A 12,306-nucleotide genomic window follows, 5' to 3' on the forward strand; every position below is an offset into this window, starting at 1 on the left:
TTATTTTATCTGAAATGCCTGGATTTCCTCTTTTAAGACAGCCTCTCTTTCCTGTGTTAAAAGTCTCCTGCTCTCCTTTAGATAACTTTCACATCCATGCTCTGCTATAAATGCTGCAATCCTTTCGTTTCGAGAAAGCATTGACAAGAAAAGTGACAGCTCTTGCCCTGCTTTACAGCTCTTTTTTACTGCCCCGATTTCTTCATCCAATAATCCTTGAATTTGTTCTTCCTCACGCTTTAATTTTAAAGTTTCTCTGTAAAAATCCTCTTTCACAGCAGAAAATCCACTTTCTTTTAACATCCATTTTCTTTCATCCATCCATTTTGTGATTTTTTTATCAGTCTTTCTTTTTTCCTTTGACAAAAGTCCCTGTTCTGTCAGAATTTTTTCCTGTCTTTTTCTTCTTTCTATACTTTGGCAAAAAAGTGTGTCTATTTCCTGCTGTCCCTCTGCAACTGCCTTTTTCATCTTTTTTAACTCTTCATACAGACCATTTATATAAACTTTTTCTTGTTGATATTCTTTTATTTTTCCTTCCAATTCCCCCTCTAAAAGCTGCATCAGCAAAATCTTTCCATCAAAATCTGCATGAACCAACATATCTTCTTTTTCTTCTAAAGAATACTTCCGGTACTTTTCTTCATAATTCTTAAACAATTGATAAAACCCATAAAAATCCACTGCCACTTCCTCATGCTGTAAATATTCACTAATCAGCTCTTTTGTTATGGAGATTTTCATTTCTTCATAACTTTGCAGAATTCTGGACAAATCCTCCCAGCCTCTGGCAGTTACAAAACAGCTTCCTTCCTGCTGCTCTTCTATGCGGTAAAAATTTTCTGCTTTTAACTGCAAATAACTGCGTATTCCTAAATGAACACCTTGTTTTGCTGCATATTTATCCCATACAGCATAATCTTCCTGAATTTCTATTTTCTTTACTCTGTCCAGTGTCACAATATCAAATTCCCGCACAGATTTATTATAACGCTCCGGATTACCGGCAGCTACAATGCACCATCCCTTTGGAAGCTTGTGTGCCCCAAAAGTTTTATTCTGTAAAAGCTGCAGCATGGTAGGCGCTAAGGTTTCAGAAACACAGTTAATTTCATCCAAAAATAAAATTCCTGCTTCTGCTCCTTCTTTTTCTATACATTCATATACCGATGCAAGCATTTCACTCATGGTATATTCTGTAACTGTATATTCTTCTCCCTGAAATCTTTTCTTTTCTAAAATTGGCAGTCCCACTGCGCTTTGTCTTGTATGATGTGTCAGCGTATACTCCACAAGTCCGATTTTTTCTTCCTCTGCAATCTGCTTCATAATGGCGGTTTTTCCAATACCCGGAGGCCCTATAAGCAGTACCGGTCTTTGATACTGTATGGGGATTTTGTAATTTCCTTCCTCATCCTTTGCTGTATAAGCTTTAAGCGTGTTAATAATTTCCTGTTTTGCTTCTGCAATATTCATCGTTTTCTCCTATTACCTTTCATCCATATAAAGAAGCTTTGCCCAGCTTGGAACATTGGCTTCTTTGGGCGGTTCTTTTGTCAGTAAAAAAACCGCCTCATAATCCGGTTTTTCTCTGGGATAAATCCCATCTCCATCAGTAAAATATAAAAGCGCTTTTAAATTTTTCAGTCTTCCATCTGTAATCATTTCATTTACATATCGAAACACCGGACGAAAGTCTGTTCCTCCCCCGCCCTGTATCTTGATATGCCGCAAATATTCTTTCCATTCCTTTTCACAGGTGACTTTTACATCTTCCTGCACATAACAGTCACACTGTATAATATGTACCCGCAACTTTTTAAAAAAGTTTTCCTGCCGCCCTAAAACCGCATAAGTTTCCTGTAAAAAACGCTGTACTGTAGGTCTTTTACAAGATGCAGAGGTATCAATGGCAATAACCAATTCCTCCAGCTTTTTTGCCTCTGTATATTCTAAAGGTTCTAAAAAAGGCAGATTTTTATAATGAGAAAGCCCATATAAATATGGAATATAATCAAAGGTCTCCATATCTAACTGCAGCTCTTCTCTTTCCACAGTAAACCGTCTTAAAAATTTATCATAATTTCTTTTTCTTTCTTTTTGAAGCTCATACCACTCCTGTTTATGCCCCTGCTGTGTCCCCCTCTTTCCAAATTCCTTTCCACTGTCACCCTCCCCGGATGCTTTTAACGAAAGCACCCAGTCAATTAATTTCTCTTCCTGCTCCTCTTTTACTCCTTTCCAAAGAGAATGATTATCTTGTTCAAAGCACTGTCTCCAAAATTTAACTTCACTTGGAGAAAGTTTTTTCTTTTCCAATCTTTCCTGCACAGTCTCAGCGGACAGCCCTTCCCCTGTTTCCCATATTTGACTGCAAAATTCTTGGGCTGTCTTTGACATTTTTCCTATAAGCTCCTCCTGCCCCAATGCATCGATAGTGTACTCCGCTACCATATCACAAGCCAAATACCACAAAGAAGAAGGTTCCGTATTCTCTTTCACTTGTCTGTACAGCAGATGAAACAGTGTATGAAAAAAGAAACGATTTATTCCCTGTACTCCCTTTTTCAAGTAAAGGTTCAGAAAAAACTTTGGTTCATAGAAGAAAATTTCTCCGTCTGTTCCTGACAAAGAATTCCTTTGAAAACCAGTAAATGCCATTTGAAAAATCCGGTAAAATCCCGGACTTTCACAGCAAAATCTTGTCAGAGCAAGCTCTTTTACTTCTTCCCATAAATATTCTTCTTTTGTTTTCATCTTAAAGTTTCCAGCTCTTTTCTTGAAATCCTCCTAAAGCTTCTTTTTCTTGCAGCAGAAAAACCTGTGCTTCCTGATTGCCATATTTGACTGCTGTCTTCAAAAAAGAGTCTATAAGATTTCCCTCTGCCCCCTGTTCTTTTATAAGTTCTGTCATTTTTTTATTTTCTTTGTTTTTTATCAATAACTCTACTGCCGGACGGAAACGCAGCTTCAAATATTCCCCATATAATTTCTTTCTTTTATCCTCTTTTTCTAAGTCAAAATAGCGCAAAAGAGCAATCGCTAATTTCTTATCTGCCTGTTTTGTTTCCAAAAACACTTTATCCATCTGGCTTTCTTCTTGTTCTGTAAATTTATTATCCAGCAGTTCCCAGAGTTTCCCGTTTACGACATTATTTTTCTCTATATCCTCCTGACGAGACACAGAAGTTGTATCTGGCATATGTTCTCCGCATACATCAGCCCCCAGCACAAAGCATTTAGAAAACAGCTCATGCAGCCATTTTTCTATCTCCTCAAAACTTACATCTCCCTGATCCCAGTTTGTTCTGGCTTCCTCTACAGTTAAAATATCTTTATCAAGAGATACATAAACAGGAATTTCCTTATTTCTCTTTAAAAACTCATACCATTTGGACTTTTCCTGCTTCATGTCCTCCCTGCTAATAGGAGTAACCTTTTCTAAAATTTCTTTCTCACATTCCAAAAAAGCTTTCTTAGGCGGTCCGATTACGCAGACCTCTTTTATATATTGGTTAGAAAGAATGCACTCCCTCACCCAGCTTCCACAGGAAAGTAAACCCCAAAAAGAAGCTTCCTGCATGTCTGTATGGTTATCAAATACTACCAGAGCAAAAGGCTCTTCTATTTTTTCCACCCAAAACTTACTTAAATAGTGATAATTACCGGAGTCCAGAAAATGAATACCCGAACAATCAAACTCCTGTAGTTTTTTCTTGATTTCCTTCTCTGCTTCCTCTGTACAATAGCAGTTTACTCCTGTAGTCTTTGTAAAATCCATCCATCCTGTATCTTTTCCACAATAAAAATTTTCCTCTTTATAGACTCCGGAGAAGTCCATAATTACTGTTTTTGTATTCATAAACACCTCTTCATCTTATTGCCTTTTATGATTTCATTCTAACATGTTTCTAATTTTTTTCAACGTTTCCATATCTTTTTACTACTTGCTTCAAGCACCATGGAAAATCAATTTTTTTCATAGTTTCCTCTGCCAAAATTTCTTCTTTGTACCAGACTTCTCCATCTACTTTGTAAATTAACTTTCCTACCTTTTCCCCTTTTTTTACCGGAGCAGACAGACACTTTTTCCCACGATAATTTACCTCTACCTTTTCATCGTCTTTTAAAAGGATTTTTTTCTCTTCACCCTTTACTCGCGAAAGGGAAATCTCCGCCTTTTCCCCCAGTTTCTTATTTTGACCTCCAAGAACCGTCATTTTCTTTGGATATTGAGAAAAGTCAATTTCATCAAACGAATGAATATTATACTTCTGTAATCCATATTCCATTAACTTCTTTGTATCGGACCACTTATATCCTTTGTTGTTTGGCCAGCCGCATCCCAAAAGCGCTACAATCAATGTTTTTCCGTCTTTTCTCACTGCTCCCACATAACAATATCCCGCCTGTGCCGTAAATCCTGTTTTTCCACTGATTGCACCCTCCATCATGGATAAAAAAGCATTGTGATTTCGACAGGCAAATTCCCGTTTCCCATCCACATCACAAAAATGATAAGAAGGTGTCTGGGTAATTTCCAAAAACTGCTCCTTTGCAGGAGACAGGCAAATACAATACCGCATAATCTGTGCTAAATCTCTGGCGGTTGTTTCATGTACTTTTTCTTCTCCCTCTCTTTCTTCTTTTGCGTCCAGTCCGTTTGGAGTAATAAACCAGGTATCTTCGCAGCCGATTTCTTTTGCTTTTTCATTCATCTTGTCTGCAAAAGCTTCTACGCTTCCTCCCACATGCTCTGCCAAAATTACTGCAGAGTCATTATGACTTTCCAGCATAAGAGAATACAATAAATCTTTCACATAAAACCGCTCTCCCACAGAAGCCCCTAAATGTACTTTAGGCATCTTTGCCGCTCTTTCTGAAGTTTCTGCAATTTCCTCCAAACAGTCACTTTCTAAAGTTAAAATACAAGTCATAATCTTTGTTGTACTGGCCATAGGACGTTTTTCCTCTCCGTTTTTCTCATATAGAACACGTCCTGACTCCCCATCAATTAAAGCCGCAGAAAGAGCATATAAGTTCTCCGGCTCGTCCCCTTTTTCCGCCGCTGAAACAGGAAATGAAAACATACTCATGCAAAAAGCAAGAAAAAAGGATAAGATTTTTTTCCATTTATTTTTCTTCATTCTGATTTCTCCTTTTTACAATATATGTAAAGGCAAAAAAAAGATACCTAAAAGGTATCCTTATAAATTAAGCTGCAATTGAATTTCTTCTTCTGCCTCTGCTTTAAAATCTTCCATTTGAACAGGATCAATCTCCGGCAGTTCATCAAGACCCTGCACATCAAAATTACGGAGAAATTCTTCCGTAGTTCCTAAAAGGATCGGCCTTCCGGGAGCATCCAAACGCCCTACCTCCTGCACCAGTCCATACTCCATAAGTTTTGCTATGGCATGGTCACATTTTACACCTCTGATTTTTTCAATTTCCAGTTTTGTCACCGGCTGCTTATATGCGATAATAGAAAGCGTTTCCAACATTACATCAGAAAGCACTGCCTTTTTCGGCTGTAAAGCCATTTTTACCAGATAATCATAATATTCTTCTTTTGTACACATCTGATATGCATTTTCTAACTCAATAATCTTAATTCCACGATCTTCTGCCTGATATTTTAACATCATATTTCTGATAATTTTTCTTGTTGTTTCCACATCATGCCCGATGGTCTTTGCCAGCGTATTTAATTCCACAGACTCACCCATGGCAAACAGCAATGCCTCTATCGCGCCCTCTACTTTATTCAGCTCCATTTTATCCTCTTTCTAAACGAGACTCAATTTCTATTTCGTCAAAAATATGCTCCTGACGAATAAAAATTTTTCCCATTTTCATCAATTCCAATATTGCCAGAAAGGAAACAATCACCTGCACCTTGCTGGCCTGCTTTTCCAACAAGTCACGGAAACTAAATTTTTTATGTAGTCTGGCATATTCTTCAATCTCTTCCATCTTCTCTGGCAAACTGACTTCTTCTTTTTCAATTTTGCCAAATTTACTTCGGATTGGATCCACTTTATCTTCCTGACGGCGAATAACACTTTGAAATATTGCGTTCAGTTTTTCTAAAGTCAGACCATCCAGAAGTTCACTGGTATCTACCGGTTCTCGATAAGAAAGCACTTCTTCCGGAATGGTCGGAAGTTTATATACCTTCTTTGCTGCAGCTGCCATGCGGTCTCTCAATTCGTAGGACATATATTTATACATCTTATATTCCAAAAGCTGACGAACCAGCTCATCACGGGGATCTTCTTCTTCACCCTCATCATTTACTTCTCTTGGCAAAAGCATTCTGCACTTAATGGAAATCAGTGTTGCGGCCATAACCATGAATTCACTCATAATATTCAGATCTTCTCTTTCCATTGCATGAATGTAATCCATATATTGATCTGTAATCTCTACAATGGGAATATCATAAATATTAACTTTATTTTTCTCTATCAGATGAAGCAATAAATCCAACGGACCTTCAAACACCTGAAGCTTTACGGGAATTCCCATGTTCTTTACCTCTTTCCGCCTTTGTTCCAAAGGTATTCTACACTATTTTTCAAAAAAAGTCTACTTTTCAGAATTTTTCTTTGGGCTGCACTCTACAATAATCAGCTCTCTGGGATTAAAAATACGTAGTGGAATGGTATGTTCTCCCAAACCTGCACTCACAATAAGTTGTTTCCCATCCCTGATAAATTGTCCCCGGCAATATCTGGGAAAAAGTCTGAAATCAGGACTGATCACACCTCCAAGAACAGGAATACGAACCATTCCTCCATGGTAATGCCCTGAAAAAGTCACATCACTGCCCCATTCCAGATAGCTGTCTCCATATTTCGGTGTATGCGCCAGAAGTACCTGAAACTGATTTTGGGATGGTTTTCCTAAAAGTCTTTGTATTTCTTCACTTTTCAAAAAATCACACCCGCTTTTTTTATAATAACCATAAGGTGGCACCAACCCGGAAATTAAAATTTTCTCTCCTCGCACTTCCAGCTCTTTTGTTTCATTTTCCAAAAATACGACACCCAGGGATCGGGCCTGCTGTTCAAACTCCAGATACCCCCGGCCATAAACTTCCGGCTTTTCCTTCATTCTCTGCTCATGATTTCCCAATCCATAAAAAACCGGCGCTACCTGCACTATTTCTTTTAAAAAACAGAATGCATTTTCAAAAGAAGCCGATGGTTTTCCAAGAACCAAATCTCCCGCAATCAAAATCACATCCGGTAATTCTGTCCTTATTCTTCCAAGTAAATCCTCATTCTTTTTTCCCAGCTGTACATTATGCAGATCACTGACTACTGCCATTTTAATGCTCTGCTTTTTTATTTTTTCTGACTCTACTCTGTAGAATGTCATTTTAAATTTTTTCAACTTCTGTCACCCCAATAACGTTCTTGTTTCTTCATAATACCCACATACATAAGTAATAAAATGATACTTGCAAAAATCCATGCCGCCGGGCTTGCAAGACATGCACCTATATAACTCTTTTGTTGTGCTGCCACAATTGCAACAGCGCCTCTGCCAATCAATTCTGCCACACCTGCCATCATAGGCAGCAGTCCATATCCCATCCCCTGAATTCCGTTTCTGTATACATTTACAATGGTCAGAGGAATAAGGAATATTCCTACACATTTTAAATAAATATCTGCCTGTATCATAATCTCGCTTACATTCTCTGACACAAAAAAATATACCAGATATTTTCCAACTGTCATCAGAGGAACTGCCATAATCACACCATAAACACTTCCTAAAATCGTAGCGCTTCGAAATCCTTTTCGAATTCTTTTTATCTCTCCGGCTCCCATATTTTGAGCACAATAAGTTGCCATTGTTGTACCAAGCGCCACATAAGCCTGTGTAATCAGCTGTTCAATTTTGCTTGCAGCCGTAAATGCCGCAACAGACATTGCCCCCAAAATATTCAAAGATGCCTGTACCATCATTGTGCCAATAGCCGTAATGGAATATTGAAGTGCCATGGGTATACCAATGCCTAACTGAATTTTTACAATATGCCACTCTAAAACAAAATCTTCTTTTGTAAGTTTCAGAACAGGAACTTTCTTTATAATATAAATCAAACATCCAATTCCAGATATTCCCTGGGCAATGACTGTAGCGTAAGCCGCGCCTGCTGCTCCCTGATGAAATACAAGAATAAGCAGTAAATCCAACCCTACATTCAATACCGCTGACAAAATCAAAAAATACAACGGGGTCTTACTGTCTCCCAGTGCGCGTAAAATTCCCGAAAGCAGATTATACAGCACCGTAGCCACAATCCCGGCACAAATAATCATGATATAAGTATACGCATCTTGAAAAATATCCTCCGGTGTATTCATAATTTCCAGCAATTTTCTCATAGTCAGCATGCTGCCAACTGTCATAATAATCGTAATCATGGCAGAAAGTGTAGCTGCAGCTCCCACACTCTTTCGCATGCCCTTCATATCCTGAGCTCCAAATCGCTGGGCTGTCAGCACAGAAAAACCAGCTGTCAGCCCCTGTAAAAATCCCAGTATCAGAAACATAATTGTCCCTACACTGCCCACTGCTGCCAAAGCTTTTGTTCCTACAAACTTTCCTACAATAATTGTATCTGCCATGCTATAGAGCTGCTGAAAAATATTTCCTATAAAAATAGGGATTGTAAAATTAATAATAATTTTCCCAGGATTCCCTATTGTCATATCTTCTTCTATCCGTCTTTGTGTCAACCTTAAATTCCCTCTTTTCTCCGCTTTATAACCTGGCTTATTATAGTACAAAGTGCCTCCGGTTTCAACACATTTTCTTCAAAAAACAGCTCCATACTTTCTTTATACAATCGCCATAATCTGCTTTCTTCGTACCCTTTGTACAGATGATTTTCACACTGCCGATTTTCTTACCGTCAAGATAATACTCTACACTTCCCATTTCTTCTCCCTTTTTTACCGGAGCTTTTACACTCTTTTTCATTTTCACCTTTTTTTCTATATGTTCAAAAGAAGCCCCTTCCGTATCCAAATAGCGAAATTTTCTTTCAAACTCACAGGGAACCTTTTCCAAAACTCCACCTTCTACCAATATATCCGGAAGCTTTTCCTTTTGTTCATCTACATACAATTTACAGCTTCCAAATCCTAAATTCAGCATTGCAGCCGCATCTTTAAAACGCACTTTATAATCCGGAGCTGTCATAACTACACTAATCAATGTAATTCCCTCTCTCTTTGCCACTGCTGACACACAATATTTTGCCACACTGGTACTTCCTGTCTTCAACCCTACACATCCATCATAGCTTCGAATAAGTTTATTCGTATTGGTAAGTCCAAATTCACTGCTGCCTTTTTTCGTTACATGAGTAATATTTTCCATCCATACAGAAGAGTATTCTAAAATTTTCGGGTATTTGGTAATTAATTCTCTGGACATAATTGCCACGTCATGAGCGCTGGTATAGTGATTATCCGACTCTGTCAGTCCACAACAGTCTTCAAAATTTGTATTTTCCATGCCAAGTCCTTTGGCTCTTTCATTCATTTTCTTTACAAATTCAGCTTCACTTCCTGCAATATGCTCTGCCATAGCCGCACTGGCATCATTGCCGGAAGCAATGACAATGCATTTAATCAGCGTTTCTACCGTCTGTTTTTCCCCTTCCTCTAAAAAAACCTGGGAGCCGCCCATTGATTTGGCATAGGCGCTGGTCACTACTTCATCTTCCATATGTAAGTTTCCCTTTTCCAGTTCATCAAAAATTAAAATCAGTGTCATGATTTTCGTAATACTGGCAGGTTTTACTCTGGTGTCCATATCCTTTTCGTAAATAATTTTCCCTGTGGATGCTTCCATCAAAACACCATGAGGCGCTGTAATCAACTCCTCATTTTCTGCTTTTACCGTAAATGGTATGACCATAGACAAAATACAGACAATCAAAATGCCCACAACTACTTTCATTGCTCCTTTGTAACGCATATACAAACTCCCAAAATTTCTCTTATAGCATTGTAAGCACAAAAAAAGAAATATATGACAAAAAAAGAACTATTACATTATTTCTGCCTAATGCAACAGTTCCCTCTCTTTAAATATATTTCTCTATTTTTTCCTTTACGGATAAAATACTTTCTTTTTTCTGAATATACATATTCCACAGAAAATCAATTCCTAATAAGAACATTAAAATACCTGCCAGCCTTTTCCCTGTATCAATGGAATATCTGCTTACAATAAACTCTACTCCTTTATGAAGGAACAGAAACAGACCTACAGTGTAAAATCCCCATGCAATGGTACTTTCCAGACAGAGAATACCTTTATAATTAAAAGGCTTGTCCGAATAATCCCACCATACTTCCCCAAACACTTTCATCATCAGCTTTGCTGTAAGATATTCAAAAGCAGTTGGAACCAGACAGCCAAAAATATAAAGCAGATAAATATTATCACAAATCGGTCTTAGAAGAAAATATACAATCAGCGCACCAAATCCATAAATAGGACAAAAAGGCCCTCTTACAAATCCTCTGTTTGTCAATTTCCGGTTGCAAATCGACATATACACCGACTCCACCAGCCATCCCAGCATACTGTAGATTAAAAACCACTGAATGATATAATACAGTTCAATTCCGAAAAAATTTCTTGTCCACATAAAAACTCCTCCTCTCCTGTATTTTCACTTTAAAGCATAGGAGCAAACAAACGCAGAATATTCTGCAATCCTCTGCGGAATACATTTTGTTCTTTGCAGGTATTTAGGCTGACTTCTCTGCTGTTTCGAAAAGTATTCAGCATATCCTCCTTTACCTGCCCTACCGCCTGACATTGGTACATCCATGCAGCACATTCAAAATGCAGATATAAACTTCGATAATCCAAATTAATTGTACCAACCACTGCAATCTCATCATCACATACAAAGCTTTTGGCATGAATAAAACCCGGTGTATATTCATAAATTCTCACACCTGCTTCTAAAAGCTGACGATAATAAGACTGTGTCAGCAAAAATACCAGCTTTTTGTCCGGTATCCCCGGTGTAATAATACGAACATCAATTCCTTTTTTCGATGCCAGACAAAGAGCTGTCATCATTTCATTATCAATAATCAAATAAGGTGTTGTAATATAAATATATTTCTTTGCCTGATTAATTATATTTAAATAGACATTTTCTCCTACAACTTCTCCATCTAAAGGAGAGTCTCCGTAAGGCTGTACAAAGCCGTCATTTTCAAATTCCTCCGGATGATAAACATAAGGTCCGTAAGCAGGTAAATGTGTCTTGGTTCTGGTAATCACAGACCACATCTGCAAAAACATAACGGTTAAATTCCACACACCTTCTCCGCAAAGGCGCACACCGGTATCCTTCCAATGTCCAAAGCGCATCTGCTGATTGATATATTCATCTGCCAGATTAATGCCTCCCGTATAGCCCGTATGTCCGTCAATCACCAATATTTTTCTATGGTCTCTGTTGTTTAAAACAATATTTAAAATCGGCCTTACAGGATTAAATGCCGCACATTTAATTCCTTTTGCCTGAAGCTTCTTATAATAACGATAAGGCAATGTAGTCACACAGCCCATATCATCATAAATCAGCCTTACATCTACACCCTGCTTTACTTTTTCCTCAAGGATTTCCAAAATTGCATTCCACATTTTCCCTTCATGTATAATAAAATACTCCAGAAAAATAAAATGCTCTGCTTTTTTTAAATCCTCCAGCATGTCTACAAACATCTCATCCCCTACCGGATAATACTTGGTAGTGGTATTTCTATGAACCGGAAATCCGGCAAAATCCCTGATATAAGCAGACTGATTAGATGCACTCAGGCTTTCCTTAGCCAGTGCCTTTCTGGTTCCTGTACTTTCCTTAAAGTAGTTCTCGATTTCTTTCACCACTTTTTTAGAGTCCTGTGTCATTTTCTTTGCCACACGGGATTGTCCAAACAGCAAATAAATAATTACACCGAAAACAGGAACTGCCAAAATCAATATGGTCCATGCCAGCTTATAAGAAGGATTGATTTCTTTATTTACAATCCACAATACCATAAGAAGACTCAGTAGACTAATCAAATTCATAATATGCCCTGAAAAAGCTCCCAGACCCCAAAGCATTGCAAAAATCCAGATTAACTGCAAAAGAACTGCTACTACTGTAACAAAAATCCGGTTGGATATTAAATCAATAATCTTTTTCATAAAATTCCTTTTTCCCGTCTGCAATATGGTAAAAAAGCCTCTGGTAGTTGTCCA

General features: G+C 37.9%; 11 protein-coding genes. All 11 read right to left on the reverse strand.

The window, feature by feature from the left end; genetic code table 11:
• Entirely contained in the window at nt 1-1,476 is a 1,476-nt protein-coding gene (locus BQ7352_RS11860; RefSeq protein WP_072449430.1) for an ATP-binding protein, read from the reverse strand.
• Between the two features lie 12 nt (nt 1,477-1,488).
• Nucleotides 1,489-2,757: a vWA domain-containing protein gene (locus BQ7352_RS11865; protein ID WP_072449431.1), complete on the reverse strand. Its 1,269-nt coding sequence runs from the start codon at nt 2,755-2,757 to the stop codon at nt 1,489-1,491.
• Between the two features lies 1 nt (nt 2,758).
• Entirely contained in the window at nt 2,759-3,862 is a 1,104-nt protein-coding gene (locus BQ7352_RS11870; protein ID WP_072449432.1) for an arginase family protein, read from the reverse strand.
• 49 nt (nt 3,863-3,911) lie between these two features.
• Nucleotides 3,912-5,147: a D-alanyl-D-alanine carboxypeptidase family protein gene (locus BQ7352_RS11875; protein WP_072449433.1), complete on the reverse strand. Its 1,236-nt coding sequence runs from the start codon at nt 5,145-5,147 to the stop codon at nt 3,912-3,914.
• A 60-nt stretch (nt 5,148-5,207) separates the two neighbouring features.
• Nucleotides 5,208-5,777 carry an SMC-Scp complex subunit ScpB gene (gene scpB, locus BQ7352_RS11880; RefSeq protein ID WP_072449434.1) on the reverse strand — a complete coding sequence of 190 codons (570 nt, stop codon included), beginning with the start codon at nt 5,775-5,777 and terminating at the stop codon, nt 5,208-5,210.
• A 1-nt stretch (nt 5,778) separates the two neighbouring features.
• Nucleotides 5,779-6,531, reverse strand: coding sequence for a segregation and condensation protein A (locus tag BQ7352_RS11885; RefSeq protein WP_072449435.1), 753 nt, complete (start codon nt 6,529-6,531; stop codon nt 5,779-5,781).
• Nucleotides 6,532-6,591: 60 nt separating this feature from the next.
• Nucleotides 6,592-7,401 carry a metallophosphoesterase gene (locus tag BQ7352_RS11890; protein WP_072449436.1) on the reverse strand — a complete coding sequence of 270 codons (810 nt, stop codon included), beginning with the start codon at nt 7,399-7,401 and terminating at the stop codon, nt 6,592-6,594.
• On the reverse strand, nt 7,398-8,744 hold the full coding sequence (locus tag BQ7352_RS11895) for an MATE family efflux transporter (RefSeq protein ID WP_072449847.1): 1,347 nt from the start codon (nt 8,742-8,744) through the stop codon (nt 7,398-7,400). The genes BQ7352_RS11890 and BQ7352_RS11895 overlap by 4 nt, the downstream gene beginning before the upstream one ends.
• Before the next feature lie 79 nt (nt 8,745-8,823).
• The gene (locus BQ7352_RS11900; RefSeq protein ID WP_143143408.1) at nt 8,824-9,990 is read right to left on the reverse strand and encodes a D-alanyl-D-alanine carboxypeptidase family protein; all 1,167 of its coding nucleotides are present in this window, start codon (nt 9,988-9,990) and stop codon (nt 8,824-8,826) included.
• Nucleotides 9,991-10,117: 127 nt separating this feature from the next.
• Nucleotides 10,118-10,687, reverse strand: a complete 570-nt coding sequence (locus BQ7352_RS11905; protein WP_072449438.1) for a putative ABC transporter permease — start codon at nt 10,685-10,687, stop codon at nt 10,118-10,120.
• Between the two features lie 29 nt (nt 10,688-10,716).
• Nucleotides 10,717-12,252 (reverse strand): cardiolipin synthase, encoded by a 1,536-nt coding sequence (gene cls / locus BQ7352_RS11910; protein WP_072449848.1) that lies wholly within the window; start codon nt 12,250-12,252, stop codon nt 10,717-10,719.
• Between the last annotated feature and the right edge of the window lie 54 nt (nt 12,253-12,306).

Origin of the sequence: Blautia sp. Marseille-P3201T, from assembly GCF_900120295.1 — a bacterium.
Taxonomy (GTDB): Bacteria; Bacillota; Clostridia; order Lachnospirales; family Lachnospiraceae; genus Blautia.